At 67.4% G+C, this 25,355-nt stretch carries 33 protein-coding genes, 1 tRNA gene and 1 riboswitch; of the genes, 24 read left to right on the top strand and 10 right to left on the bottom strand.

Annotated elements, in window-relative coordinates; genetic code table 11:
• Positions 1–64 precede the first annotated feature (64 nt).
• Positions 65–160, bottom strand: a riboswitch (TPP riboswitch).
• A 93-nt stretch (positions 161–253) separates the two neighbouring features.
• Entirely contained in the window at positions 254–1,198 is a 945-nt protein-coding gene (locus AABA51_RS12620; RefSeq protein ID WP_338272263.1) for a DMT family transporter, read from the top strand.
• 36 nt (positions 1,199–1,234) lie between these two features.
• Here the strand turns inward: AABA51_RS12620 and AABA51_RS12615 are convergent, their stop codons facing one another.
• Positions 1,235–2,551, bottom strand: coding sequence for an acetamidase/formamidase family protein (locus AABA51_RS12615; RefSeq protein ID WP_338272262.1), 1,317 nt, complete (start codon positions 2,549–2,551; stop codon positions 1,235–1,237).
• Positions 2,552–2,702: 151 nt separating this feature from the next.
• The gene (gene rpmB, locus AABA51_RS12610; RefSeq protein WP_338272261.1) at positions 2,703–2,993 is read right to left on the bottom strand and encodes a 50S ribosomal protein L28; all 291 of its coding nucleotides are present in this window, start codon (positions 2,991–2,993) and stop codon (positions 2,703–2,705) included.
• A gap of 200 nt (positions 2,994–3,193) precedes the next feature.
• Between rpmB and AABA51_RS12605 the strand changes: the two genes are divergently transcribed.
• The 4 genes from AABA51_RS12605 (at position 3,194) to ribD (ending at position 5,990) form a co-directional block, all read left to right on the top strand.
• Complete coding sequence (locus tag AABA51_RS12605) at positions 3,194–3,859, top strand: DUF2161 domain-containing phosphodiesterase (RefSeq protein WP_338272260.1); 666 nt, start codon at positions 3,194–3,196, stop codon at positions 3,857–3,859.
• Complete coding sequence (locus AABA51_RS12600) at positions 3,841–4,260, top strand: secondary thiamine-phosphate synthase enzyme YjbQ (protein WP_338272259.1); 420 nt, start codon at positions 3,841–3,843, stop codon at positions 4,258–4,260. Before AABA51_RS12605 ends, AABA51_RS12600 begins: the two co-directional genes overlap by 19 nt.
• 158 nt (positions 4,261–4,418) lie before the next feature.
• Positions 4,419–4,889 carry a transcriptional regulator NrdR gene (nrdR, locus tag AABA51_RS12595; RefSeq protein WP_338272258.1) on the top strand — a complete coding sequence of 157 codons (471 nt, stop codon included), beginning with the start codon at positions 4,419–4,421 and terminating at the stop codon, positions 4,887–4,889.
• 3 nt (positions 4,890–4,892) lie between these two features.
• Entirely contained in the window at positions 4,893–5,990 is a 1,098-nt protein-coding gene (gene ribD, locus AABA51_RS12590; protein WP_338272257.1) for a bifunctional diaminohydroxyphosphoribosylaminopyrimidine deaminase/5-amino-6-(5-phosphoribosylamino)uracil reductase RibD, read from the top strand.
• 37 nt (positions 5,991–6,027) lie between these two features.
• Here ribD and AABA51_RS12585 read toward each other — a convergent pair whose 3' ends face one another.
• The 3 genes from AABA51_RS12585 to AABA51_RS12575 form a co-directional block, all read right to left on the bottom strand.
• Complete coding sequence (locus AABA51_RS12585; RefSeq protein WP_338272256.1) at positions 6,028–8,049, bottom strand: capsular polysaccharide biosynthesis protein; 2,022 nt, start codon at positions 8,047–8,049, stop codon at positions 6,028–6,030.
• A 7-nt stretch (positions 8,050–8,056) separates the two neighbouring features.
• Positions 8,057–9,184, bottom strand: coding sequence for a polysaccharide biosynthesis/export family protein (locus AABA51_RS12580; protein ID WP_338276580.1), 1,128 nt, complete (start codon positions 9,182–9,184; stop codon positions 8,057–8,059).
• A gap of 94 nt (positions 9,185–9,278) precedes the next feature.
• Positions 9,279–10,568 carry a capsule biosynthesis protein gene (locus AABA51_RS12575; RefSeq protein WP_338272255.1) on the bottom strand — a complete coding sequence of 430 codons (1,290 nt, stop codon included), beginning with the start codon at positions 10,566–10,568 and terminating at the stop codon, positions 9,279–9,281.
• A gap of 169 nt (positions 10,569–10,737) precedes the next feature.
• Here AABA51_RS12575 and AABA51_RS12570 point away from each other — a divergent pair, with 169 nt between their 5' ends.
• From AABA51_RS12570 to AABA51_RS12530, 9 genes are all read left to right on the top strand, one after another.
• Entirely contained in the window at positions 10,738–11,325 is a 588-nt protein-coding gene (locus AABA51_RS12570) for a riboflavin synthase (protein WP_338272254.1), read from the top strand.
• A gap of 141 nt (positions 11,326–11,466) precedes the next feature.
• Positions 11,467–12,045: a hypothetical protein gene (locus tag AABA51_RS12565; protein ID WP_338272253.1), complete on the top strand. Its 579-nt coding sequence runs from the start codon at positions 11,467–11,469 to the stop codon at positions 12,043–12,045.
• A 111-nt stretch (positions 12,046–12,156) separates the two neighbouring features.
• Entirely contained in the window at positions 12,157–13,287 is a 1,131-nt protein-coding gene (gene ribB / locus AABA51_RS12560; protein ID WP_338272252.1) for a 3,4-dihydroxy-2-butanone-4-phosphate synthase, read from the top strand.
• Positions 13,287–13,835, top strand: a complete 549-nt coding sequence (locus AABA51_RS12555; protein WP_338276578.1) for a 6,7-dimethyl-8-ribityllumazine synthase — start codon at positions 13,287–13,289, stop codon at positions 13,833–13,835. Before ribB ends, AABA51_RS12555 begins: the two co-directional genes overlap by 1 nt.
• On the top strand, positions 13,832–14,335 hold the full coding sequence (gene nusB, locus AABA51_RS12550; protein ID WP_338272251.1) for a transcription antitermination factor NusB: 504 nt from the start codon (positions 13,832–13,834) through the stop codon (positions 14,333–14,335). The genes AABA51_RS12555 and nusB overlap by 4 nt, the downstream gene beginning before the upstream one ends.
• A 1-nt stretch (position 14,336) precedes the next feature.
• Complete coding sequence (locus AABA51_RS12545; RefSeq protein WP_338272250.1) at positions 14,337–14,879, top strand: GNAT family N-acetyltransferase; 543 nt, start codon at positions 14,337–14,339, stop codon at positions 14,877–14,879.
• Between the two features lie 261 nt (positions 14,880–15,140).
• The gene (locus AABA51_RS12540; RefSeq protein WP_338272249.1) at positions 15,141–16,088 is read left to right on the top strand and encodes a calcium/sodium antiporter; all 948 of its coding nucleotides are present in this window, start codon (positions 15,141–15,143) and stop codon (positions 16,086–16,088) included.
• A gap of 101 nt (positions 16,089–16,189) precedes the next feature.
• Complete coding sequence (locus AABA51_RS12535; protein ID WP_338272247.1) at positions 16,190–16,501, top strand: hypothetical protein; 312 nt, start codon at positions 16,190–16,192, stop codon at positions 16,499–16,501.
• A 299-nt stretch (positions 16,502–16,800) separates the two neighbouring features.
• A complete protein-coding gene (locus AABA51_RS12530; protein ID WP_338272246.1) occupies positions 16,801–17,259 on the top strand; it encodes an MmcB family DNA repair protein in 459 nt (152 codons plus the stop codon).
• Positions 17,260–17,318: 59 nt separating this feature from the next.
• Here AABA51_RS12530 and AABA51_RS12525 read toward each other — a convergent pair whose 3' ends face one another.
• Positions 17,319–17,516, bottom strand: coding sequence for a DUF6324 family protein (locus AABA51_RS12525; RefSeq protein WP_338272245.1), 198 nt, complete (start codon positions 17,514–17,516; stop codon positions 17,319–17,321).
• Between the two features lie 40 nt (positions 17,517–17,556).
• On the opposite strand from AABA51_RS12525, the gene AABA51_RS12520 reads away from it, so the two are divergent.
• A complete protein-coding gene (locus tag AABA51_RS12520) occupies positions 17,557–18,066 on the top strand; it encodes a GNAT family N-acetyltransferase (RefSeq protein WP_338272243.1) in 510 nt (169 codons plus the stop codon).
• 52 nt (positions 18,067–18,118) lie between these two features.
• Positions 18,119–18,195, top strand: a tRNA-His gene (locus tag AABA51_RS12515).
• 7 nt (positions 18,196–18,202) lie between these two features.
• On the opposite strand, the gene AABA51_RS12510 is transcribed toward AABA51_RS12515, so the two are convergent.
• On the bottom strand, positions 18,203–18,523 hold the full coding sequence (locus AABA51_RS12510) for a DUF6476 family protein (protein ID WP_338272242.1): 321 nt from the start codon (positions 18,521–18,523) through the stop codon (positions 18,203–18,205).
• On the opposite strand from AABA51_RS12510, the gene AABA51_RS12505 reads away from it, so the two are divergent.
• Positions 18,522–19,541 (top strand): RluA family pseudouridine synthase, encoded by a 1,020-nt coding sequence (locus AABA51_RS12505; RefSeq protein ID WP_338272241.1) that lies wholly within the window; start codon positions 18,522–18,524, stop codon positions 19,539–19,541. The genes AABA51_RS12510 and AABA51_RS12505 overlap by 2 nt on opposite strands.
• On the opposite strand, the gene AABA51_RS12500 is transcribed toward AABA51_RS12505, so the two are convergent.
• A complete protein-coding gene (locus AABA51_RS12500; protein WP_338272239.1) occupies positions 19,538–20,194 on the bottom strand; it encodes a DUF4386 domain-containing protein in 657 nt (218 codons plus the stop codon). The two genes, AABA51_RS12505 and AABA51_RS12500, sit on opposite strands and share 4 nt — an antisense overlap.
• A 213-nt stretch (positions 20,195–20,407) precedes the next feature.
• Here AABA51_RS12500 and rpoH point away from each other — a divergent pair, with 213 nt between their 5' ends.
• The 7 genes from rpoH (at position 20,408) to bfr (ending at position 24,160) form a co-directional block, all read left to right on the top strand.
• Positions 20,408–21,304 (top strand): RNA polymerase sigma factor RpoH, encoded by an 897-nt coding sequence (gene rpoH, locus AABA51_RS12495; RefSeq protein ID WP_338276577.1) that lies wholly within the window; start codon positions 20,408–20,410, stop codon positions 21,302–21,304.
• A gap of 188 nt (positions 21,305–21,492) precedes the next feature.
• Positions 21,493–22,470, top strand: coding sequence for a Gfo/Idh/MocA family protein (locus AABA51_RS12490; protein WP_338272238.1), 978 nt, complete (start codon positions 21,493–21,495; stop codon positions 22,468–22,470).
• Complete coding sequence (locus tag AABA51_RS12485; protein WP_277827784.1) at positions 22,470–22,775, top strand: DUF4389 domain-containing protein; 306 nt, start codon at positions 22,470–22,472, stop codon at positions 22,773–22,775. The genes AABA51_RS12490 and AABA51_RS12485 overlap by 1 nt, the downstream gene beginning before the upstream one ends.
• 57 nt (positions 22,776–22,832) lie before the next feature.
• Positions 22,833–23,078 carry a CDGSH iron-sulfur domain-containing protein gene (locus tag AABA51_RS12480; protein WP_338272237.1) on the top strand — a complete coding sequence of 82 codons (246 nt, stop codon included), beginning with the start codon at positions 22,833–22,835 and terminating at the stop codon, positions 23,076–23,078.
• Positions 23,079–23,172: 94 nt separating this feature from the next.
• A complete protein-coding gene (locus AABA51_RS12475) occupies positions 23,173–23,346 on the top strand; it encodes a hypothetical protein (RefSeq protein ID WP_338272236.1) in 174 nt (57 codons plus the stop codon).
• The gene (locus tag AABA51_RS12470) at positions 23,343–23,579 is read left to right on the top strand and encodes a (2Fe-2S)-binding protein (RefSeq protein WP_338272235.1); all 237 of its coding nucleotides are present in this window, start codon (positions 23,343–23,345) and stop codon (positions 23,577–23,579) included. The genes AABA51_RS12475 and AABA51_RS12470 overlap by 4 nt, the downstream gene beginning before the upstream one ends.
• A gap of 95 nt (positions 23,580–23,674) precedes the next feature.
• The gene (gene bfr / locus AABA51_RS12465) at positions 23,675–24,160 is read left to right on the top strand and encodes a bacterioferritin (protein WP_338272234.1); all 486 of its coding nucleotides are present in this window, start codon (positions 23,675–23,677) and stop codon (positions 24,158–24,160) included.
• Between the two features lie 4 nt (positions 24,161–24,164).
• On the opposite strand, the gene AABA51_RS12460 is transcribed toward bfr, so the two are convergent.
• Together AABA51_RS12460 and AABA51_RS12455 are read right to left on the bottom strand one after the other, a co-directional pair.
• Positions 24,165–25,100 (bottom strand): M28 family metallopeptidase, encoded by a 936-nt coding sequence (locus AABA51_RS12460; RefSeq protein ID WP_338272233.1) that lies wholly within the window; start codon positions 25,098–25,100, stop codon positions 24,165–24,167.
• A 2-nt stretch (positions 25,101–25,102) separates the two neighbouring features.
• The gene (locus AABA51_RS12455) at positions 25,103–25,354 is read right to left on the bottom strand and encodes a hypothetical protein (RefSeq protein WP_338272231.1); all 252 of its coding nucleotides are present in this window, start codon (positions 25,352–25,354) and stop codon (positions 25,103–25,105) included.
• Between the last annotated feature and the right edge of the window lies 1 nt (position 25,355).

The raw sequence follows: 25,355 nt of genomic DNA, 5'->3' as shown, positions 1-25,355 counted from the left end.
CATCCTCCCGCCAGTGTGGGAGGGCCGGAGCGGGTGCGCGAGGGGCCATGACCGGACCCCAGGGGATGCACCCGCAGCGGACTCCCTACGCCAGCATGATCTGGTTCAGGTTCAAAGGGTGCTTCTCAGCCCGGTCGCCCGGACGCCCCTGTCGCGGGACGCAAGATGCCAGCCCGCGCGGCACCGTCAAGGGAGGGAGCGACCGACGAAGGAGGGATGGACGCGGGGCGGGGGAGGTTCTACCGATCCGGCCATGACCCATGCCCCCGACACGCCCGCCCCAGATCGCATCCTTGCCGGTGTGGCCCTCATGCTGGGCTTTTGCGTGACCGCGCCGCTTCTGGACGTGGCGGCGAAACTGGCCTCGGACAGCGTCCCGGTGGGCCAGGTCACGGCGGCGCGGTTTGTCGTGCAATGCGCGCTGATGGCCCCGCTTGTGCCCCTGATGGGCCTGTCGTTCCGGGTGGCGCGTGCGCAATGGTCGGCGCTGGCCCTGCGCGCCGTGTTCCTGATGGTGGCGACCTTTTGCTTCATCGCGGCGATTGCGGTGATGCCGCTTGCCGATGCGCTGGCCATCGCCTTCGTCTCGCCCTTCATCGTGCTTTTGGTGGGCAAGTTCTACCTGGGCGAGGATGTGGGTCCGCGCCGGGTGGGGGCGGCGCTCGTGGGGTTTCTGGGCGTGCTCTTCGTCATCCAGCCAAGTTTCGCGGCCTTTGGCGCGGTGGCGCTGTTGCCGCTGGGGACGGCGGTCTTTTTCGCCTTCTACATCCTCGTCACGCGGGGGCTGTCGCGGCGGGTCCATCCCGTGGCGCTGCAATTCCACACCGGGCTGATCGCAAGCCTGATCTGCCTGCCGATCCTGTGGCTTGCCGATGGCACGGGGTCGGCCATGCTCGACCCGGTCCGGCCGCAGGGAATGGCCTGGGCCTGGCTCATCGGGGTGGGGTTCTTTGCGGCGCTCAGCCACATGATGATGACCTATGCGCTGTCGCTGGCGCCTTCGGCCACGCTGGCGCCGCTGCAATATTTCGAACTGCCGGTGGCGACGCTGTTGGGCTACCTGATCTTTGCCGATTTTCCCAATGCGCTGGCGCTGGCGGGCATCGCGATCATCATCGCGGCGGGGCTTTACATGATCCACCGCGAAAGGGTGACGGCGCGCAGGTTGGTCACCGAACGCGCCGCCCCCCCGATCTGAGGCGGCGGACCGGACAGGCCCGCAGCCCTTGGGGCGTCAGAGCCCGTATTGTTCCCGCGCGAAATCGCCAAGGCCCACGGCATCAAGCTTTGCCAGCGGCGCAAGGAAGGTCACCTGGATCACGCCCGGCGCGCGCCCGATCTCGATCGCGCCATTGACGGTGGCGCGGTTGCGCACCTCGGCCACGCTCATCCCCAGAAGGGTCGCGGCCCGCGCAAGGCCGTTGTCGATGGCCGCGTTGAGATTGGCGGCCGTGCCGATCACGGAAACCGGGGCCAGCGCCTCGATCTCGGTCACGCCCCATTTCGCGGCAAGGCGGCGGCCCTTGGCCATCTCGGCCTCGGTGAAGGGGCGGGCAAGGGGCGGCAGATCCTCGACCAGCGGGAACAGGACGGGGCCGTCGATGGGGTAATCCTTCACCACCTCGACCTGCAGCGTCACGCTGCCCGCCACATCCATCGTGTGACCGGCGATTTCCCCGTCACCCTGGCCTGCATGCATGTCGCCCATGTAGACGCCCGCGCCCGGCACCTTGACCGGGCAGACGATGATCGCGCCCGCGCGCACCGCGTCGATATCCATGTGGCCGTCGGTCTTGTGCTCGGCCAGCTGCTCGGCGGTGATCGCGTAATCATGCGGCGCCCCCACGAGGAAAGCCCCGAAATCCCCCGCATTGTGGCTGTCGGGCATGGCCATGGAGGGGCAGGTCCCCAGCTGCCCCATGAAGGGCCGCATCCGCACAAGCGTGCCCGGCATGTCGGAGGGGGCGAAGGTCAGGATGGAATGCTGGCGGCTCTGGTCGGGCAGGGCCGCGTAATGGTCGGCATCGCGCGCGATGGTTTCGGCGGCGGCTTGCGGCAGGGTCAGGCCCACGGCGCGGGTCTCGTCGAAGGTGACGGTGTAGCCGTGCACGATCTCGAAGGGTTTGACCGCATTCCCGCAGGCATCGCATTTGACCGCATCCTGACCGATTCCCTCCACATGGGTTTCGGGCCAGGTCGTGTCGCAGACCGGACAGCGCGCGGCGACATAGGGGTCGCCAAGGCAAAATCCCTCGGGCGAGCTGTCATGCCCCGAGGCGGTGGCCACCGAGGTCACGGTGATGTCGCGGATGCGGATCGCGACTGCATCGCCCACTTCGGCCCCTTGCACGAAAACGGGCCGCGTCACCTCGTGACCGCCGCGCAGGCGGGGCGTGATCATCGGGCCCCAGCAGCCCGGCGCGGTATTGGCGATGATCGTTCCGCCGTTTTCCACCGGCCCCAGCATGGGTTCGTTGGGGTCCAGAACGCTGTTGGTAAACTCGGAAACCACGACGCTGCGACGCGACGGGGATTTGCTTCCATCCGGCATGTTGCCCTCCCTCGGTTGTGTTCACGAGCCGAGCATAGACCGCGCGCGGGGCGCGGCAATCCTGCTACTGGGCCGGAGGGGGACACAAAACGGAAAACGCCCCGGCGGGCGATGCCGCGGGGCGCCTCGACACATGGGTCGGTCGGAAGGATCAGGCCTGTGCGGCCTGTGCCTTTTCGATCTCTTTCTTGATCTTGAGCGCCTTGTCGGACAGCTCGGCATCCTTGGCTTTCGCCATGAACGCGTCGAGGCCGCCACGATGGTCGACCGTGCGCAGCGCCGCGTTCGAGATGCGCAGCTTGAAGCTGCGGTTCAGGATGTCCGAACCCAGCGTGACATCGGTCAGGTTGGGCAGGAAACGGCGGCGGGTCTTGTTGTTGGCATGGCTGACATTGTTGCCAGTCATCGGGCCTTTGCCGGTCAATTCGCAGACGCGCGACATGGGGTGATCCTCGACAGCTCAGAAACGGAAAGGGCGTGTGGCATGGCCCACGCCCGCAAATCTGGGCGGGGGATACGGGGGCGACCTGCCGGAGTCAAGCCGGGAATCGGCATGGGCCGATAACCCCCCGCTTGTCGCGGCCCGCGTCGGGGGGCAGGATGGGCGGACCCGGCACCAGACCGGACCGGAGGGGGCAAGTCTTGCACGAAACCGCGCTCTACCCGCCCGTCAAGGCGTTTCTCGAAGCCGCGGGCTACGAGGTCAAGGCCGAGATCGGGCCCGCCGATGTCGTGGCGCTGCGCGCGGGCGAGGATCCGGTGATCGTCGAGCTGAAAACCGCCTTTTCGCTGGCGCTGTTCCACCAGGGCGTCGCGCGGTTGTCCGTCAGCGACCGGGTCTATCTGGCGGTGCCGCGCGGCACGGGGCGGCGCTGGCTCAAGGCGCTGGGCGAGAATACGCGGCTTGCCCGGCGGCTGGGTCTGGGGCTGATGGTGGTGCGCCTGTCCGATGGGCAGGTCGAGATCGCCTGCGACCCCGGCCCCTATGCGCCGCGCAAATCCGCCCCGCGCCAGCGCGCCCTGATGCAGGAATTTGCAAAGCGGCAGGGCGACCCGAACATGGGCGGCACCAACGGCCAAAGGATGACCGCCTACAGGCAGGATGCCATCGCCTGCGCGCGGCACCTGTTGGGGGCGGGTCCGTCGCGCGGCGCGGCGGTCAAGGCCGCGACCGGTGTGGCGCGCGCCACGACGCTGATGCGCGACAATCACTACGGCTGGTTCGAGAAACAGGGCACGGGCATCTATGCCTTGTCCGAGACGGGCCGCGCCGCGCTGGAGGAGGCGGGATGCAGACCGAATTCGTGATCGACACCCATGGCCCCGGCATGGTCGAGTTCACCGCCGATGTGGCGCGCTGGCTGGCGCGGTCGGGCGACGGGCTTGTGACGCTGATGATCCGCCACACCTCGGCCAGCCTGCTGATCCAGGAAAACGCCGATCCCGAGGTGCAGGAGGATCTGATCGACTGGCTGGGCCGCCAGGTGCCGCCCGCCGATCACCCCGCGATGTCCTGGTTGCGCCACGTGGCCGAGGGGCCCGACGACATGCCCGCCCATATCAAGGCCGCACTTCTGCCCGTCAGCCTGCAGATCCCGGTTGCGGGCGGGCGGATGCGGCTGGGCACATGGCAGGGGATTTATCTTGTGGAACATCGGCTTGCGCCCCATCGCCGCCGGGTGGCCGCGCTGTTCCAACCCATGGGGTGAGGCATGCAAGCCCCACATCCTGTGGGCGTGAATTGCCATCTACCCAATACTTGACGGCTCGCCTATAGTGCCTGTGGATAACAGGGGCACCAGACCCCATGGATGAGGCAGGGGCAGGCCATGGCGGGCCGCCCGAGGGACGAGAGAGGGGGAGGCCGATGCGCTGCCCGTTTTGTGGAAATGTCGATACGCAGGTCAAGGACAGCCGTCCGGCCGAGGATCATGTCGCCATCCGGCGGCGCCGCTTCTGCCCGGCCTGTGGCGGGCGCTTCACCACCTATGAGCGCGTGCAGCTGCGCGACCTGGTGGTGGTCAAATCCAATGGCCGCCGCGAGGATTTCGACCGCGACAAGCTGGAACGCTCGGTGCGCATCGCGCTGCAGAAACGCCCGATCGAACCCGAACGGATCGACCAGATGGTCTCGGGCATCGTGCGCCGTCTCGAAAGCATGGGCGAAACCGACATCTCCTCGAAACAGATCGGCGAGATCGTGATGGAGCGGCTCGCCGCCATCGACACGGTCGCCTATGTCCGCTTTGCCAGCGTCTACAAGAATTTCCAGGCGACGGACGATTTCGAGGATTTCCTGGCCGAGCTGGCACCGCCTCAACCCAAGTCCGAAAGCTGATCCATGGCGTCCACCGCGGACGCCCGCTTCATGCGGCTGGCGCTGAACCTCGGCGCGCGGGGTCTGGGCCGGGTCTGGCCCAACCCTGCGGTCGGCTGCGTGATCGTGGCGGGCGGGCGCGTTCTGGGCCGGGGCTGGACGCAACCGGGCGGGCGGCCCCATGCCGAAACCGTGGCGCTGGCCCAGGCCGGGGCGGCGGCGCGCGGGGCCACGGCCTATGTCAGTCTTGAACCCTGCAACCATCACGGCCTGACACCGCCCTGTTCGCATGCGCTGGTCGCGGCGGGCATCGCGCGGGTCGTCGTGGCCATGGGCGATCCCGATCCCCGCGTGGCGGGCCGTGGGCTCGAGACGCTGCGCCAGGCGGGGCTCGAGGTCGTCACCGGCATCTGCGCCGACGAGGCGGCAGAGCTCCATCGCGGCTTTCTGACCCGCATCGGGCAGGGGCGGCCCATGCTCACCCTGAAACTGGCCAGTTCCGCCGATGGCCGCATCGCCACCGCGACCGGCGAAAGCCAATGGATCACGGGGGCCGAGGCGCGGCGGCAGGTCCATGCCATGCGCGCGCGCCATGATGCGGTGCTGGTGGGCGCGGGCACGGCGCGCGCCGATGATCCCAGCCTGACGGTGCGGGGGCTTGGCATGTCCCATCAACCCGTGCGCGTGGTCCTGTCGCGCAGGCTCGATCTGCCCCTCGACAGCGCGCTCATGCGCAGCGCGGGGCAGGTGCCGGTCTGGCTCTGCCATGGCCCCGATGCGCCCGAGGCGGCGCGCAACGCCTGGGACAGCGCAGGCGCGCGCCGGATCGAGGTTTCCGCCGGTCCGGGCGGGCAGCTCGACCTTGGGCAGGTGATGGCGGGCCTGGGGGCTGCGGGCCTCACGCGGGTCTTCTGCGAAGGGGGCGGGATGCTGGCCGCGGGGCTACTGTCCGCCGACCTGGTGGATGAGCTGGTGGTGATGCAGGCGGGCATGGTTCTGGGGGCCGAGGGCACGCCGGCCGTGGGCGCGATGGGCATCGCCGCCTTGGCCGAGGCCCCGAGGTTCCGCCTGCGCGAGACGCGCGACATCGGCGGCGATGTTCTGGCGATCTGGTCGCGCTGACGCGCGCGCACCGGGAAAACCCGGGTTTTCCGGCCTTTCACCGCCGCCAGAGCCAGCTTTGCCCCGCAAGCCACCCCTGGATGAGCGCCAGCGCGCGCAGGTCTGCCCCGGCCCGCATCCCCGTGCCGCTCGCCAGCCGATCCACCGCGACCTCCACAGGGCAGGGCAGGCCCGTGACCGGATCGTGGTAGCGCGGATAGGCGATCAGGCAGGCATGGGCGAGCGCCGCAAGGCTGGGCCGCGCCCGCCGATGCGCGGGCACCGGACCCAGATCGCGCGTCAGCCCCCAACCGGCGTAGAACGGCGCGCCCAGAACCGTCACCGGCACACCCCTCAGCAGCGCCTCGAACCCGAGGCCCGAGGTCATGGTGACGACCCGGTCCACCTGTGGCAGCAAGGCGGCGCTGTCCACCTTGGACACCACCGCATCGGCAAGCCCCTGTGGCTCGACCGCGCCCGCGCGCAGCCCGGCGACCACATCGGGATGCGGTTTGTAGACAATCCACCCCTCGGGATGCAGGTCGCGCGCCGCAGCCAGCAGCGCCGCATTGCTCCGCACCTCCCCCGCGCCCAGAAGGATCGAGGCGTCATCCTCCACCTGCCCGGGCACGAGGATCACCTCCCGCCCCTCGGGCAGGGACAGGTCGGGCGCCTCCCCGCCAAGGTTGTATTTCGTGAGCCCCAGCGCCACCAACCGCGCCACCAGCTTTTCGGCGCGGACCAGCCGCTTGGGGTCAAGCCCTGCGGCCTCGGCGATCAGCCGGTCCAGACGGCTTTCGCGGCTCGGGTCATAGTAGATGCCCAGGTCGTCCAGAACGAGCGACAGGGGCGGCACCAATTCCGCCCCCAGACCGCGCGAGCGCAGGAACCCGTCCTCCACCCTGTGTAGCGACCGCTTCGCACCCTCGCAGGCCCGGCGCAGCCCCCCCGTCTCGCGCCCCGCCCAGACCATGACCGGGCGGCCATCTGCGGCGGCCTTGACCGGGTCATCTTCGAACCGCAAAGGCCCGAAAGTTTGCACCAAGTGCCGCCGTTTCCAGGCCCGCATCCCCACGGCCACATGGCCCGCCCGATCCTGCCGCCAGGCGCGCGCCTGCGCCTCGAGCGTGCCGATCACATCCTCCAGCTCGCAGAGCCGGTCGCGGTAGGGGTCATACCAGACAGGATGCAGGATCAGGGTCGCCGCCGCCATCTGCGCGCGCGTCAACAGACGCTGGCGGCGCGCGGGCGTCAGGCGGCGATCCTCGGTCAGACCCCATCCGGCATAGAAGGGCAGGCCGAAAACCACCGGCTTGTGGCCCGCGAAAATCGCCTCGAACCCCAGAAGCGAGGTGACGCAATAGACCGCGCGCGCGCCCTCGAAGAGCCGACGAGGCGCGATGGGCCGATCCTCCAGCGTGACGCCGGGGGGCAGGGTCGCGGCGTCGAAATGGCCGGGCCTGTGACCGGCCTGCGTCTCGGGATGGGTCTTGATCACGATGGGCGCGCCGGGGTGATCCTCCTGCGCATGGGCCAGCATCTCCGCGAAACTATGGGCGTTGGCCCCGCCCAGCCGGATCGCGGCATCGCCTCGCGTCTGGTCGATCAAGAGCACGTAACCGGGCGGCGGCGGCTCCAGCGTCGGATCGACGGCGGCGTATTTGGTCAGATGCGCCTCTGCGATCCGGGCCAGCGCATCCCGCGCCCGGTCCAGAAGGGCCGTGTCATCCAGCGGATGCGTCGCCAGAAGCGTTTCCAGGTCCGAGGGCCGGCTTGCGTCGAAATACACGCCGCTCCGGTCGATCACCAGGCCCAGCGGCGGATCGCCCGCCCGCCCGGGATGCAGCGAGCGCAGAAAGGCATCCTCTACCCGCACCACATGAGCGCCGGTGGCCGCCGCCACCCTTTCGCCGCGCGCGGCATAGGGCGAATGGCCCCAGACCAGAACGTCATCCTGCGGTCCGGGCCTGCCCAGCTTCAGCGCGTATCCCGACAATGTCAGGATACGGCGCAGGCGGGCATTGGTCAGGAAGCCCGCGGTATAGGGATAGCCGCGCCGCGCCTGGCCCGCATTGGCCATGGCCGCATCAATTGCCTGCGGCCGAACCGACCGTCTGCGCCGCGCCAAGCGTGCCGGTCAGCGCGCTGATCGCATTGTTCCACTGCGTGATCGGGGCGGCGGTGACATAGACCGTATCGGCATCGCGGATAACGAAATCGCGCGCCTCGAACATGCCGGTGGGCGCGGTCAGGTCCAGCACATAGACCATGCGCTGCGCCCCGATCAGATCGTCGCGCCCCAGGACGGCGCGCGCGATTTCCTGCGGTTCGTTGCGCAGCACGAAAACGCCCGTGGGGTCGGCCAGAAGCGGGTTCAGACCCCCGACCGAGGCGATGGCCTCGATCGCCGAGATCACCTGGCTTTCGAAAGGCACGATGGTCTGCGCCCCCGTGGCCCCCAGCGCGGTAAAGGACCGCCCGTCCTCTTCGACAAGGATGCGGTCGCCGCCGCGCAGCGCGATATCGACCGACGGGTCACGGAACAGGTCCTGGAACCAGATCGTGCCGCGATGATGGCCGCGCACCACGGTGACCTGTGCGATCTCGGGCGGGACGGTGACGCCACCTGCCGCCGCCAGCATCGACGACAGCGTCCTTGTGGGCCGCTCGATCGGATAGACACCCTGCCCGCCGACGACACCCGTCACCGTCACGGTCGATCCGTCGCCCGCCACGCGGCGCACGATGATCTGCGGATCGGGCGTCTGTTCGTCGAGGTTGCGGGTGATGACGCCCCTCAGCGCCTCGGGCGTGTTGCCCGCCGCCCGGATGCGCCCCGCATAAGGGATGAAGATGAAGCCCGCGCTGTCGACCTGCACTTCCTCGATCTGGGCGGCCGATGCGCCCTGACCGGCCAGAAGCCCGTCGGTCACGTTTTCATAGATGGTAAAGGAAATGCGGTCGCCGGGCCGGATGATGTCGCTGTCCGACAGGCCCGCATTCACCAGTTCCGGCGGAAAGCCGAGCGCGGGCACGACCGCCGTTGCCGCCGTCACGCGCTGGTTCACCTCGACCACGAATGCATCGCCCTCGCGCTGAACGGAACCCGCGAAGATCTCGTTGCGCGTCGGGCCAGACCGCGGCAGCAGGCCACAGGCGCCGACAGCGGTCACGAGCACGCACAGCACGCCGATGCGCGCGCTGCGAAAAGCCATCGATGTCACGGGGTGGCTCCTTGTTGCCTTGAACTGCCTCGGTACTCTTTTTTCGTCAATCTATCGATTTTCCACTTTCGATGCCAGCATTTGTTCAGGTGACGAGCCGCAGGTGTTGCCGTGGTGCCGGTCTGCCCGCCTGAAGCGCCTCGTAGGGGTCCTCGGGCGACAGCATCATGTCCACCACCTGCCGCAGCAATTGCCGCCGTCCGCGCGCCGAATAGAAGCTGCCGGTGATCTGCGAGGTTTCGAGCAGGAAATGCCGGTAATCGCGGTAGGCGCGGCTGTCGGGGCGGGTCGGGTTCTGGAAAAACGCCTCCAGCGGCTGGTCGGATACGAATTCGGGTTTCAGGTAGACCGCCTGCCCGAAGGCTTTGAGCGGCAGACCCCGCCAAAGCGCCTGTTGGGCGGCGGTGGAATTGACCGTCACGGCCGATCGCGCATCGTTCAAGAGCCGCGCGAGCTTGCCGCCGCGCAGGTAATGCACCCGCCCGCCCACGCCATGGGCGCGGGCGATGCGGTGGATATCGGCGCGAAGGGGCGTGCGCCCATCCTCCAGCGGATGGGCCTTGAACACCAGGTGATGATGCGCGGGCGCGCCGCGGGCAAAACCCTCGATCAGCACGGACAGGAATTGCTCCATCCGGTCAAAGGGCCCGTGGTCGCGGAAACTGGCGTCATGTTCGAGCTGCAAGAGCGCGAGGTGATAGGGAAAGCCGCCGGTCTTGACCCGCCATGTCGCCAGGCTGCGATCCAGCCAATGGAGGGGCATCAGCGCCAGCCGCCGCAGGTAGAGCCGGAATTCCTGCCCGACGCTCAGCGCCCGATGGGTGCGGAACCCGGCATAGGCGCGGTTCAGGACAAAGACGAAGAAATGGTAGAGCGCGCCGTAAAAGACGTGCTGGCGCATGTCGCCCCAGCGCGCGGGTGCATCGGGCAGGTCGAGATCGAGCCCCTCGAGCGCCTGGCGCATCTGGGCGACCGACATCTCCATGATCCGCGAATGCCCGTTCGCGCCACCGCGTTCATAGGTGATCCAGTAGGGGCGCAGATAGCCTTCCTCGAAGACATGCACGGTGATGCCGCGCGCGCGGGCGGCGGCGATGGCCACGGCATGGATCGGCCGCGTGTCGCCGTAAAGCACCAGATCGGTGACGCCCTTTTCATCCATCAGACGGGCGGCGCGCGGGGCCCAATCCTCGGGCGGGTCGACATGGGCGATATAGCCGGCCCGGTCGGACCAGAAGATCTCGTCACCCCGGTTGAACCCCACCCGCCAGGTCCGCGCGCCCGCCGCCCGCAGCATCCGGCCCAATTGGTCGAAAAACGGCCCGTGCGGGCCTTGCAGGAACAAAAAGACGCGGGTCGCGTGGCTGGGGGCCATGATCGGGATCACTCGTAAAGCCCGCGAAAAATGCGGGGATGCCTCGATCAAATCAAGCCAAGGCGGCGGCCACGGGGCCAAAAGATGGCGCAAGGGTGACGTATCGCACCCTTGAAGGCCGGCCCTGCGCGTGGTTTCTGACTGTCGAGACCATCAGGGGGCGAGGGCGATGTTCACCGGAATTGTGACCGATCTGGGCGAGATCCGCGCCCTGCACCAGGCGGGCGATCTGAAAGCGCGCATCGGCACGGGCTATGACACGAGCGGCATCGCCATCGGCGCCTCCATCGCCTGCGACGGGGTCTGCCTGACCGCCACCGCGCTGGGCGAGGATTGGTTCGAGGTCGATATCTCGGCCGAAACCGTATCCAAGACCAATCTGTCCGATTGGGCCCCGGGCCGCCGGATCAACCTCGAACGCTCGCTGCGCGTGGGCGACGAATTGGGCGGTCACATCGTGTCGGGCCATGTCGATGGTCTGGCCGAGGTCATCGCCATGTCGGACGAGGGCGACAGCACCCGCATCACTTTCCGCGCGCCCGAGGCCTTGGCGCGCTACATCGCGCCCAAGGGGTCGGTCGCGCTGAACGGCACCTCGCTCACGGTGAACGAGGTCGAGGGCGTGACCTTCGGCGTGAACCTGATCCCGCACACCAAGACCGTCACGACCTGGGGTCAGACGAAGGTGGGGGACCGCGTGAACCTCGAGATCGACACGCTGGCCCGTTACGTGGCCCGGTTGCAGGATTGGCGCTGAGCTTTCGGACGGCGCGCCCGTGGCGGCTGCGGATGCCTCCGGCGGGGATATTTTCGAAACAGAGAAGCATCGGTCCGTCATGGCGATCCCGCTGGACGCCCCTGAGCCCCGATGCCATCCTGCGAGGACGGAGGGCGCATCATGAGCGGGCTGGGGCATAACGGCGGACCGACGATGGAGGCGGGCTACGGCTTTCGCAAGCTGGCCTGGACCAAGGCGCGCGCGGCGCTTCTGCCCAGCCTGCCCTTGGAGGTGGTGCGGCTCCGCGTGAAGCGCGCCGAGCGGCTGGGCCTGCCCTACAGGACCTATGCCACGATCCGCGCGACATCGGGGCAGGATATCGTGGCCTTTCTCTTTTCGGGCAATGCGCTCGACCTGCGGCGGGGCGAGACGCGGCTGTCCGCGCCCGTCGCCGCACGGCTTGGCACGCTTGACGGGGCGGCGACCCGGCTTGCCGCCATCTATGCGCCCACCGCGCCCGAGGCGGTTCTGGCCGCCCAGCCCGAGCTGATCGAGGGGGCGGGCCGCGCGCCCGCCTTCACCGCGCCCTGGCGCGAAACCCGCGACAGCCTGCGCGCGCTCATGGCAGGCCACAGCCTGCCCGCCGATGCCGTGGTTCTGGTGGCGGCCACGGGCATCGAACGCGGCTGGGGGTCGGTCGCGGGCTTTGGCGGCGTTCTGGACCGCGACGTCATCTTCGGGACACCGGGCGCGGCCTAGTCATCGCGCAGGGCATGGTCTATGTGCGGCCCTGCAGGGGTCGCGCGGATTGCGCCCCTGCCGGGCACGGGCTATCTGCCGCCAGACCCGCCATGCGGCAAGAGGACGACGATGACGCAACCCTACGAACAGCCCGGCCCCGTCGAGCGCGACTGGTCGGACGCGATTTCCCCCATCGAGGAAATCCTCGAGGAGGCCCGCAACGGCCACATGTTCATCCTCGTCGATCACGAGGATCGCGAGAACGAGGGCGACCTGGTGATCCCCGCGCAATGGGCCACGCCCGATGTGATCAATTTCATGGCGACCCATGGGCGCGGGTTGATCTGCCTGTCCATGACGAGCGCCCGGATCGACGAGCTGGGCCTGCCGCTCATGTCGACGAACAATTCCTCGCGGCATGAAACCGCCTTCACCCTGTCGATCGAGGCGCGCGAGGGGGTGACGACCGGCATTTCCGCCGCCGACCGCGCGCGCACCGTGCAGGTGGCCATCGATGCCAGCCGGGGGGCCGCCGATATCGCCACCCCCGGCCATGTCTTTCCGCTGCGCGCCCGCGATGGCGGGGTGCTCGTGCGCGCAGGCCATACCGAGGCGGCTGTCGACATCAGCCGCCTTGCGGGCCTCAACCCCTCGGGCGTGATCTGCGAGATCATGAACGAGGACGGCACCATGGCGCGGCTGCCTGACCTCGTGGCCTTCGCGCAGCGCCACAACCTCAAGATCGGCACGATCAGCGACCTGATCTCCTACCGTCGTCGGCATGACAACCTCGTCAAGCTGCGCGAGGAACGCACGATCACCAGCGAATTCGGCGGCGACTGGACCCTGCGGATCTACACCGACGAGACCCAAGGGGCCGAACATATCGTCCTGGTCAAGGGCGACATTTCCGGCCCCGATCCGGTTCTGGTGCGGATGCATGCGATGGACCCGCTGCTCGACGTGGTAGGCACGGGCCCCCGTGGCCGGGCCGGGGAATTCGGCGATGCGATGCGCCTCATCGCCGCCGAAGGGCGCGGCGTCCTGGTCCTCTTGCGCGACCTGACCATGAAGCTTGCCGTGGGCGACGAGGTCAGCCCCCAGATCCTGCGCCAATACGGTCTGGGCGCGCAGATCCTGTCGTCCTTGGGCATCAGCGAGATGATCCTTCTCACCAATTCGCCCAAACCGCGTGTCGTGGGTCTCGAGGCTTACGGCCTCTCGATCACCGGAACCCGCAAGATCTCGGAGCTTGGATGATGGCCGGACATTCCGACAACGACATGGGCCTGCCCGCCTTCGACAAACCGGTCAAGATCGCCATCGTCATCGCCCCCTATTACACCGCCATCGCCAAGGCCCAGCTTGATGCCGCGCGCGCCGTGCTGGATCAGGCGGGCGCCACCCATGAAACGATCGAGGTGCCGGGCTCGCTCGAAATCCCGACCGCCATCGGCATCGCGCACCGCCTGTCGAATTTCGACGGCTTCGTCGCGCTGGGCTGCGTGATCCGGGGCGCGACCAGCCATTACGACGTGGTCGTGAACGAAAGCAGCCGCGCGCTGACGCTTCTGGGGATGCAGGGGGTCTGCATCGGCAACGGCATCATCACCGTGGAAAACCGCGAACAGGCCGAGGAACGCGCCGATGCCGCGCGGCTGAACACCGCGGGCGGGGCGGCGGCGGCGGCCCTCTACCTCATCGCGTTGACGCGCCGGTTCGGCCAGCCTAAAGGCGGCGTCGGTTTCAAGCCCCGCCCCGATGTGATCGAGGTCGCGGGCGATACGAAAGGCCCGACCACGGCATGACCGACGATCCCGATCCGACCCCGCGCCAGCCCAAACCCCCCACGCGCGAGGAACGCCGCCAGATGAAATCGGCAGCGCGGCTCTATGCCGTGCAGGCGCTCTTCCAGATGGAGGCCTCGGGCCAGACCCGGCAGGTGGTGCGCCGCGAATTCGAGACGCACCGCTTCGGCGCGATCTACGAGGGCGAGGAGATGGCCGAGGGCGATCCCGATCTCTTCGCCAAGACGCTCGAGGATGCGGTGACCTGGCAGGCGAAGATCGACCAGATGACCGACCGCGCGCTGGTGGCGAAATGGCCCATCCATCGCATCGATCCCACGCTGCGCGCGCTCTTTCGCGCCGCCGGGGCCGAGCTTGTGGCGGGCGACGCCCCCCCCAAGGTCGTGATCAGCGAATATGTCGATGTCGCCCGCGCCTTTTTCCCCGAGGGGAAAGAGCCGAAATTCGTCAATGCCGTGCTCGACCACATGGCGCGCGAGGCAAAGCCCGAGGCGTTCTGACTTGGCCGCCACAGCCCCGGTGATCGACACCGCGCGGCTCCGCCTGCGCCCCCATCACGACGGCGACCTGCCCGCGATGGTCACGATGTGGTCCGATCCGGACGTCGTGCGCTTCATCGGCGGCAGGCCCTTTGCGCCGGACGAGATTGCGGCGCGGCTGGACCGCTACCGCGCGATGTGGCCCGCCCATGGGCATGGCTACTGGGCGGTGGAGGATCGGGAAACCGGCACCTTTCTGGGCGAGATGGGGCTGGCGCGGTTCGGTCGCGATCTCGGCCCGGATTTCGACGATTGGCCCGAAGCGGGCTGGGTCCTGTCGCGCCCGGCCTGGGGTCGGGGGATCGCGACCGAAGGCGTGGCTGCCATGTTGGGCTGGGCCGACAGGGCATTCGGGGCCGCGCGCCTTGTCTGCATGATCGAAGAGGGGCATGTCGTCTCGCGCCGCGTGGCCGGGCGCTTCGGGTTCTCTCCCATGCGGACTGCCGTGTTTCGCGGGGCCGCCGTGACCCTTCTGACCCGTGCGGGGCCGGAGGCGGGGCGCTAGAGCCTGTCGCGCAAAAGTGGGAACCGGTTTTACGCGCCCCGGACATGCGACATCAAAAGGTTGGAGGGCGATGCGTGACTGCGCATGAACGCGACGCGCTCTAGCGCCTGTTGCCCGCAACGGGGGCGCGGTTGGCACCCCGACAGACCGCCCGTGACCGCGCCACGCCCCGGCCTGACCGGCCCGCGAAATCACCGCCACGGGGGCTTGCCGTGACCCCTGCCTCCCCCCACCTGAGCCGAGGGGACAGGCCGCGCAAGCATGGCGCCGCCGCCCGGTCGCGAGGGACGGATGGATATCTTGATGGTGGTGATCGGCCTCGCGCTCCTTCTGGGCGGGGGCGAGGGGTTGGTGCGCGGCGGTGTGGCGCTGGCCACACGGATGCGGCTTCCCATGGCGGTCGTGGGCGCGGTGGTTCTGGGCTTCGGCACCTCCATGCCCGAGATGCTGACCTCGGTCTCTGCCGCGCTTGCCGGTGCGCCGGGCATCGCCATCGGCAATGTCCTGGGCTCCAACATCGCCAATATTCTCCTGATCCTCGGGCTTGCCGCCCTGATCGCGCCCGTCACGGCTGAAGCCGCGGGGGTGGAGGATCGTATCTGGCTCATCCTCGCCACGATCATGGGCATCGGCGTGATCCTTGTGGGCGTCACCGTGGGCCGGGTCGAGGGCGCGATCCTGCTCGCGGCCCTCGCGCTCTATATCTGGCGGCAACTGGGCCGCGACGGCAGCGCGGAACTCGTGCCCGAGATCGTGATGGGCGTGGCCCCGATGCTGCTCTACATCCTTGGCGGGCTGGCCACGCTGATCGCGGGTGCATGGCTTCTGGTCGAGGGGGCAAGCGGCATCGCACGGGCCATCGGCATCAGCGAAACCGTGATCGGCCTGACCGTGGTGGCCGTGGGCACCTCCCTGCCGGAACTGGCCACCTCCATCATCGCCGCCCGCCGGGGGGAGGCGGGGCTGGCGCTGGGCAATATCCTTGGCTCGAACGTGTTCAACATCCTGGCCATTCTCGGTCTGACGGCCGTGATCGTGCCCATCCCCGTGCCTGCGGCGCTGTCCATCGTCGATCTGGCGCTGGTCGCGGGATCGGTGGCGCTTCTCCTCCTGTTCCTTGCCACGGGGCGGATCGGGCGCGGGGCGGGCGCGGGCTTTCTCGCGGTCTATGCGGGCTATATCGGCTGGCTCGCGCTGTCCTCTGCCTGATTTTCGGGCAATCGCGCGCCGATCTTGCGACCCTGATGTCGCGCCCCCTTGCAAGGCACCGGGCGCGGCATAGACTTCATTCCAAGCAACAGGAGTCGCCCATGCCTGACCATATCCGCTTCATCCTGCGTCACGCCGCCTTTGGCCTTGTCATCGCGCTGGCCTTCGTGGGGATGCTTCTGGCCTTCGACGTGGGCGGGCTTTGGCATCTCGTGACCCATACCGCCGAAGGGCCGATCGCCCTTTTGATGCTGGTCGTCTTCTGCACCATCACCTTCGGCTCGGCCCAGATCGGCTACAAGATCATGACCATGGGCGAGGATGACGACGACGATCGGGGCGGCAAGCGCGACGCGATCCGCAGCTATGACGCGATCCCGATCCCGGTCCGCACCGACGACCGCCGCCGCTGACCCATCACGCCCTCACGAAAAACGCCGCCCCTGATCAGGGCGGCGTTTTCCTGTGACGGGGACCGCAGCATCCGTGGAGGCGTCAATTCCCGAGGACCTGTAAATACAGGTGGGCGCCAGGTAATCGAACCAGGATCCGATCAGAGCCAGCTCCCTCGGAAATGCTTAAGGCCACCGGAATTTTGCCACAGGCACGGGACGAGCAGATCCGTCAACACCGCAGATAGGGGTCATGGCAGATTCTGACAAGGCCTGCGCCCACCTTGCCTTTGTTCCGCAAATGTTCCATCTTTCCGCCCATGTTCGACCCGGCCCCCCATGCCCCCGACGCGCTTGCCCCCGGCCAGCTTCTGGCGCGGGGCGTGTGTCGGCATCTGCGCAGCCATGATTTCGTGACGCTGCCCGAATTCACCCCCGAACGCGGCAAGCGGCTGGATGTGATGGCGCTTGGGCCAAGGGGTGAGCTGTGGGTGATCGAATGCAAATCCTCCCGCGCCGATTTCACCTCGGACGCCAAGTGGGAAGGGTATCTGGAATGGGGCGACCGCTATTTCTGGGCCGTGGACGACGGCTTTCCGACCGATCTCCTGCCCGATGGCACCGGGCTCATCATCGCCGATGCCTATGACGCGGAAATCCTGCGCATGGGGCCCGAGGTGAAATTGCCCCCCGCGCGCCGCAAGGCCGTGACCCAGCGCTTCGCGCGCCACGCGGCGCTGCGCCTGCAATCCCTGCGCGATCCGGGGCTGGTGCTATGATGTCGCCTGTCCGGGACGCGGAAAACCGGTTCCCACTTTTCCGCGACAGGCTGTAACGCTCAGCGCTGCTTCTTGCCCATCGCGCGGGCCGCCGCCGCCGCCGCGCGCAATTCCTCGGCGATCTCCTCGGCCTCTTCGGGGTCGAAGTCGAGCGGCAGGTCGATCCCATCGCCCTCCACGTAGATCCTGACCATGCCAAGCGTCGTCGGCCCGATCTGCAAATTCGCCGCCATGTCGCTTTCGCTGTTGATGCCCATCGGTGCCATCTCCAAAACTGAAGACCGGAGGTAGCGGCAGATGGCGCTTTCTGCAAGCGAGGTGGTGCTTGATACCCTGCGCATCGGCGATGCGGGCTGGCTGATCCAGCGCCATGCCGAGCTTTATGCCGCCGAGGCGGGCTTTGACGCGAGTTTCGAACCGCTCGTCGCCCGCATCCTGGCCGATTTCCTCGACCATCACGACCCCGCCCGCGAACGCGGCTGGATCGCGCGGGCCGGGGGGCGCCGCCTTGGCTCCATCTTCTGCGTCGCGGGGCCCGCGCCCGACACCGCCAAGCTGCGCCTGTTCCTCTTGGAGCCGCAGGCGCGGGGCATCGGCCTTGGCCAACGCCTGCTCGACACCTGCATGGAATTCGCGCGCGGGGCGGGCTATGGCCGTATGACGCTCTGGACCCATGAAAGCCACCGCGCGGCCTGCGCGCTTTATGCGCGAAACGGCTTTGCCTGCATCGCCTCGAAACCCGTTCACAGCTTCGGCCAGGACCTCGTGGAACAGGAATGGGCGCGCCCGCTTTCCCCGCGCGCCTGACCCCTTGCAATCCTCGGCCCCCGGCGCTATCCCCCGCGCCAGACACTGTTGTGCCGGCGTAGCTCAGTTGGTTAGAGCGCCTGATTGTGGATCAGGAGGTCCCCCGTTCGAGCCGGGGCGCTGGTACCATCCCCCCTCATTCCACCGGTATCTCGCGGATCATCTCCCGGCTTTCGCTGTCGAAAACCCGGATCATCCCGTCATCGCCCACGACGACCACGCGCCCCTCGACCACGCTGATCCCGACCAATCCCACGCCATCCGGCAGCACGAAATCGCCCGGCGCGACGAACACCGGCGCGCTTTCGGCGTTCAACCGGATGACAAGCACCGCGCTGATCGCTAGAACCCCGCCGATCATCGTCACGGTCAGAACCGTCACCAGCCGCTTCAGCCAGCGCAGCTGGGGGGGCAGATCGCCCCCGGCACCCGAGGTTTCAGGAGGCTCCACGCCCATGCCCACCCATATCGTGACGGTCGAAATCGGGCCGGACCCGGCCCCCCGCCTTGATAAGGCACTGGCCCGCGATGTGCCAGAGCAGGCGCATCTGAGCCGCTCGCGCCTCATGCGCCTGATCGCAGACGGGGCGGTGCGCCTGAACGGCACCCCCGTCACCGACCCCCGCACAAAGGTGGCCGAGGGCGATGTGATCGCCATCACGGTCGAGGAATCCGTCGATGTCGAAACCGCCCCCGAGGCCATCGACCTCGACATCCGCCACGAAGACGCCGACCTGATCGTCATCAACAAGCCCGCCGGCATGGTCGTCCATCCCGCCCCCGGCTCGCCCGGCGGCACGCTCGTCAACGCGCTCCTCCATCATTTCGGCGGCAACCTGTCGGGCGTGGGCGGCGAAAAGCGCCCCGGCATCGTGCACCGCATCGACAAGGATACATCGGGCCTTCTGGTCGTCGCGAAATCGGATGCCGCCCATCACGGGCTGGCCGATCAATTCGCCGCCCATAGCGTCGACCGTGAATATATCGCGCTCTGCCACGGGCTGCCCGATGCCGCCGACCCGCGCCTGAACGGGGTCAAGGGCGTGAATTTCGAACCCGGCGCGATCCTCAAGATCACCACCCAGCTCGCCCGCCACAAGACCGACCGCCAGCGTCAGGCGGTCCTGTTCCAGGGCGGCCGTCACGCCGTCACCCGCGTCCGGGTCGAGGAACCGCTCGGTCCCGTCACCCTTGTGACCTGTCGGCTGGAAACCGGGCGCACCCACCAGATCCGCGTCCATATGGCCCATGTCGGCCATGCCCTCGTCGGCGATCCCGTCTATGGCGGCCGGCGCAAGGTGTCGGACAAGACGCTGGGGGCGGATCTGGCCGAGCGCATCAACACCTTTCCCCGGCAAGCGCTCCATGCCGCGCGGCTGGGCTTTGTCCATCCCGTGACGGGCGAGGAAATGGCGTTCGAGGCCGATCTGCCCCCCGAGATGGCCGAGCTGATCGAGGCGCTCCGCGCGCTCTAACCCCGCGCCACGCGCGCCCCGAAGAGCAGCACCAGCGCAAACCAGCTTTCCGCGACCAGCGCCACGCCATAGGCAGGCTGCACCAGCGCGTTCCACTCAGGCGCCGCGATGCGTGTGACACTGCCCGTGACATAGACCAGCGCCGTCGCCGCCAAAAGCCAGGGCAGCGCGCGCGGCACCCATCCCGATCGCGCCAAAAGCCACGCGGTCAGCCCGGTATTTGCCGCAAACAGGATCAGCCCCAGGTCATAGCCGATGCCATGCACCTCCATCAGGCCGCGCACCAATCCCGCCTCCACGCCCGCGCCGCGCAGCGCCAGCGCATCGACCGCCACCAGCGCCAGCAGGCTTGCCGCGATCACCGCTGCCTGCATCAGCCGGAACACCATCGCCGCCAGCGCCACGGGTTCCGACACAAAGCGCAACAGCCGGTAAAGCAGGATGGCCAGCGCCACATCGGCCACGATCATTGCCACATCGAGCAAGATCGCCCCCCGTAACAGTCCCGGCGCGGCAAGGATCGCGGCCAGCACCCCCTCCGCCGTGCCGGGCGCAAGCAAAGGCCCGCGAAAGATCAATTCCGCGCTCATCCCGCAAAGGATGATCACGACATAGAGGCATCCGGCGATGCGCGCTTGGGTTCTGGCAGGCATCTTGCCTCCTTCCCTGTGGCCACCCTTTGGCTGAAGCCGTTCGGATCGGCTCTGAAACATGTGCACACATGCACGTGAAATCACGGTAACGCGACTTGCTGTTCGCAATCGCAAGATGCACATTCTGAACCGAAACGTTCACTTCGGCTCTTGACGAAAAGTTAAGCGGGTTTACATAAACCGCAACAGGAGCCTAACAGGGGGTCCATGCCCATGTCGACCTACGCAAATCTCCCGGCCCCGTCGCCGGAACAGGGACTGAACCGCTATCTTCAGGAAATCCGCAAGTTCCCGATGCTGGAACCCGAGCAGGAATACATGCTCGCCAAGCGCTGGGTCGAGGATCAGGATACCGAAGCCGCCCACCAGCTCGTCACCAGCCACCTGCGCCTGGCCGCCAAGCTCGCCATGGGCTACCGCGGCTATGGCCTTCCCCAGGCCGAGGTGATCTCCGAGGCGAATGTGGGCCTGATGCAGGCCGTCAAACGCTTCGATCCCGAAAAGGGTTTTCGCCTTGCGACCTATGCGATGTGGTGGATCCGCGCCTCGATCCAGGAATACATCCTGCGGTCCTGGTCCTTGGTGAAACTTGGCACGACCTCGGCGCAGAAAAAACTCTTCTTCAACCTGCGCAAGGCCAAGGCCCGCATCGGCGCGCTGGAAGAGGGCGATCTGCGCCCCGAAAACGTCGCGCGCATCGCCCATGACCTCGGCGTGACCGAGGATGAGGTGATCTCGATGAACCGGCGTCTGTCGGGCGGCGACGCCTCGCTCAACGCCACCATCGGGTCGGATGACGACGGGTCGGCCCAATGGCAGGACTGGCTCGAGGATGAAAGCGCCAACCAGGCCTCCGATTACGCCGAGCGCGACGAATTCGACCAGCGCATGGCGCTCATGTCCAAGGCGCTCGAGGTGCTGAACGAACGCGAGCGCGATATCCTGACCCAGCGCCGGTTGCAGGATGAACCCGTCACGCTCGAGGATCTGTCCTCGGTCTACAATGTCAGCCGCGAACGCATCCGCCAGATCGAGGTGCGCGCCTTCGAAAAGCTGCAAAAGCGGATGCGCGATCTGGCCCGCGAACAGGGGATGCTGGCGACCGCCTGACGGTCCCGCGATCCTCCCATGCCGCCGCCTGTCGGGTCCTCCCCCCGCGGGCGGCGGTTTTGTTTCCGAAACGTGAACAATGAACCCCCGCCTTCGGAAACCGTTTACGTCTGCCCCGAAAAATTAACCCTGTGGCAAGACATTCGGGGTCTTTCCCGCCCCCCTGCCGCCGCGCTACGCCTGTTGCCATGACACGCGATCACATCCGATGGGGCATCCTTGGCGCCTCGGGCTTTGCCCGCAAGACCATGGCCCCCGCGATCAACGAGGCGCGCCGCTCGCGCCTTGCCGCCATCGCCACGCGCGACCCGTCCCGCGCCGCGCCCTTTGCCGCCATCGCGCCGGGGCTGAAAATTCATCAATCCTATCAGGAACTTCTGACCGATCCCGAGATCGACGCCGTCTATATCCCGCTGCCCAACGCGCTCCATGTGGACTGGTCGATCCGCGCCGCCGAGGCGGGAAAATCCGTGCTCTGCGAAAAGCCCATCGCGCTGAAATCCGGCGAATTCAACGATTTGATCGCCGCCCGCGACCGCACCGGCCAGATCATCGCCGAAGCCTGGATGCCCGCCCATCACCCCCAATGGCACAAGGCGCGCGCGCTGATCGCCAAGGGCGCGCTGGGCAAGCTTCATACCGTCACGGGCGCTTTCACCTATGGCCTTGAAGATCCTGCAAATATTCGCCTTTCCGTCGATCTTGCGGGCGGCGCATTGCGCGATGTGGGCGTCTATCCGATTGGTGCCTTCCGCTTTGCCACGGGGCTGGAGCCTACGATTCTCTGGGCCGATGCGACCGTTGAAAACGGCGTCGACACCTCGACTTGGGTGCAGGCGCGCGCAGGTGACATCCGCTTTTCCTTCCACGTCTCGATGCGCGCAACCCGTTATCAAACCATGGTTTTTCAGGGCAGCGCGGGCCGGATGACCCTCACCGCGCCCTTCAACGCGGGCCAATATGCGCAGGCCGATCTGCTCCTCGCCCACGACGGCCAGCCGTTCGAGACCCATTCCTTCCCCGAAGCGCGCCAATACGCGCTCCAGGTCGAGGCGATGGCCGCAACCCTTCTCGACGGCGCGGATTTCCCCTATCCTCTGGAAACCGCGCGCGGCACCCAGATCGCCATCGACGCGGTTCTGGACAAACTGGGGATGTCACGATGATGGATCGCAACGACGACGAAAGGATCGCTGGCCGCCTGAACGGGGACCAACCGGAATCTCCCCGTGAAAGCATGGCCTTGCGCCTTGTTCACATGGTGATCATCGCCGTCATGCTCAGCCTCGGCCAGACCGTTCTGACGCTTTTGACGGTGGTGCAATTCGTGGTGATGCTGATCAATACCGGCGAGCGCAACCAGCGCCTTGCCGATTTCGGAACCGATCTCGGCATCTGGATGGCCAAGGCCGCGCGCTATCAATCGGCGGCCTCCGACGTGAAACCCTGGCCCTGGACCGATCTGGATTGACGCTGCGCGCAAGCGGCCCAAGTTGCGGACAATCATCCAGCCAAGGAACCCTGCCAGATGTCCGACAACATACCCGTCATCGCCCAGAAAGCCCCGTTCCCCGTCGAGGTGACCGAGGGAAAAACCTATTTCTGGTGCGCCTGCGGCAAATCGCAAAAGCAGCCGTTTTGTGATGGATCTCATAAGGATACGGGCTTTCAGCCGCAGAAATGGACCGCCGAAAAGGACGGAAAGGTCTTCTTTTGCGGCTGCAAGGCCAGCCAGCGCCAACCGCTCTGCGACGGGTCTCACAACAAGCTTTGAGGCCGGGTCACAATAATTAGCCGATCCTTTTAGTAAGGATTGACGTGTCCGACTGAATTTGTCAGGTTTGGGCCATCCCGTTGCGAGGTGGCCCATGACCCGTCCCACGACCTCATCGCCGCGATCCGTCCCCGCCGCCGGTCCGGTGGCGCTTGCCGCGGACCTCCTGTCCGAATTCGGCGCGGCCTGCTGTCCGTCCCTTTCGGCCATGATCGAGCGGCTGATCGACCGGCAGGCCAATCCTGTCAGCCGGGGACAGCGCCCATGATCGTCTGTTCCTGCACCGGCATCAGCGACACCGACATCCACGGCGCCATCGACTGGATGCGCGCCGCCGATCCCGACACGATCATCACCCCCGGCAAGGTCTATCGCGCGCTGGGCCGCAAGGCCGATTGCGGCGGCTGTCTGCCCCTGTTTCTCGCAACGATGGAGAGCTCACCCGCCCTTGGCGTGCCCGCCGACCTGCGTGGCCTGCGCCGCCGCAAGGCGCGTCCTTGACGCGGCCCCCGTGAAATTTCGGACGTGAATACATAGGTTTGACCAATCACCAGCCCTGGGGGCGACGCCCCCGGCCAGGAAAAGGAGAACATGCCATGAAAGGCGACGCCAAGGTCATCGACTATCTCAACGCGGCGCTGCGCAGCGAATTGACGGCGGTCAGCCAGTACTGGCTCCATTATCGCCTGCAGGAGGATTGGGGCTACGGCCGCATCGCCGCCAAATCGCGCGAGGAAAGCGTGGAAGAGATGCACCATGCCGACCGGCTGATCGAACGCATCATCTTTCTGGGCGGCCACCCGAACCTGCAAAAACTCGACCCGCTGCGCATCGGCCAGACTTTGCGCGAAACGCTCGACGCCGATCTCGCCGCCGAACACGACGCCCGCACCCTCTATATCGAGGCGCGCGATCATTGCGAAAGCGTCAAGGATTACGTCTCCAAGGCGCTCTTCGAAGAGCTGATCGCCGACGAGGAAGGGCATATCGACTTTCTCGAAACCCAGATCGATCTCTTCGACCGTCTGGGCGAGGCGAATTACGGCCTGTTGCAGGCCAAGCCCGCGAACGAGGCCGAGTGATCGCTCACCCCGCCTGATGCGCGACCGCCGCCACCGTGGCGACGGTCAGCCGCGTCGCTTCGGTCAACCGGTCGAAATCGATCCGGTCGACCGTGTCGGCGGTCGAATGATAGCCCGGCGCGCCTTCGACCGCCGCCCCGTCGTAAAAGCCGATCGCCGGAAAGCCCGCCGCCTCAAAGGGCATGTAATCGCTGCCCCAGATGTCGGATCGCGCGATGGTGAGCCGCGTATGCGCCGCCGCCATCCGCGCCGCGACATCGCCCGCCGCCTGCGCCGCCGCGTCATTCTCGGGCCGCGCGTTCCCCTCATCCGCCTCGATCCAGAAGGGCGCATCGGGGCCGGGATGGCTATGGCCCAACATGTCGAGGTTCAGCATCAGCCGCACCCGCCACCCTTTGGACCGCGCCATCGCGGCAAGGGCGGCAGAGCCGCGATAGCCCTGTTCCTCGCCCGCAAACGCTACCGAAACCAGACCACAGGGCAGGGCGGCCCCGGCCAGAATCCGATGCGCCTCGATCATCGCGGCGACGCCCGTCGCATTGTCATTGGCACCGGGCGCAAGCCGCATCGGGGTTTCGGACAGGCTGTCCATATGCGCGCCCACCACGATCACCCCGCGCGGATCGGCGGGCGATCCCGCGACCACGTTGTGGCGCAGCAATCCGCCCTCCATCGTGAAGGGCAAGAGCGCCAATCCCCCCGGCGCGACCCCGATCTCGCGAAAGCCCTGGGCCACGTGCGCCGTAACCTGCGGGAAATCGGGGTGCAGCGTGTAGCGCGTCGGAAAGCCCGCCAAGGCCACGACCGTGGCGCGCAACCGCTCGGGCGAAACCTGCGCGACCAGCTCCGCGATCCTGTCGCCCTCGGTCCGGCCCACACGTGGCGCAAGACAGGCCAGCGCCCCCGCGATGGTGTCCCGCCGCGTCAGGCGCAAGGGCACGGCTAACGCCCCCCGCGCAGCCAGCGCAGCGCCGGCACCACGTCGAGCGAGGCAACGGCGAGCCCCAGGGGCAGCATCCACAACCCCAGCACCGGCAAAAACGCCAAAAGCCCGCCCATCATCAGCAAGACCCCAAGCACCAACCGCCCCCCCGGCGGCACGACCTGCCGCACGCGCACCAGGAACCGCCGCGCCCGCGTCTTCCAGCGCGACAGCTCCGCGTCCGACAGGAAAGGGATGCGGCTTTTGCCCATC

This window comes from Roseicyclus marinus, assembly GCF_036322625.1.
In the GTDB taxonomy this organism is placed as follows: Bacteria; Pseudomonadota; Alphaproteobacteria; order Rhodobacterales; family Rhodobacteraceae; genus Roseicyclus; species Roseicyclus marinus_A.
This window is presented reverse-complemented; position numbering and strand designations above follow the sequence as displayed.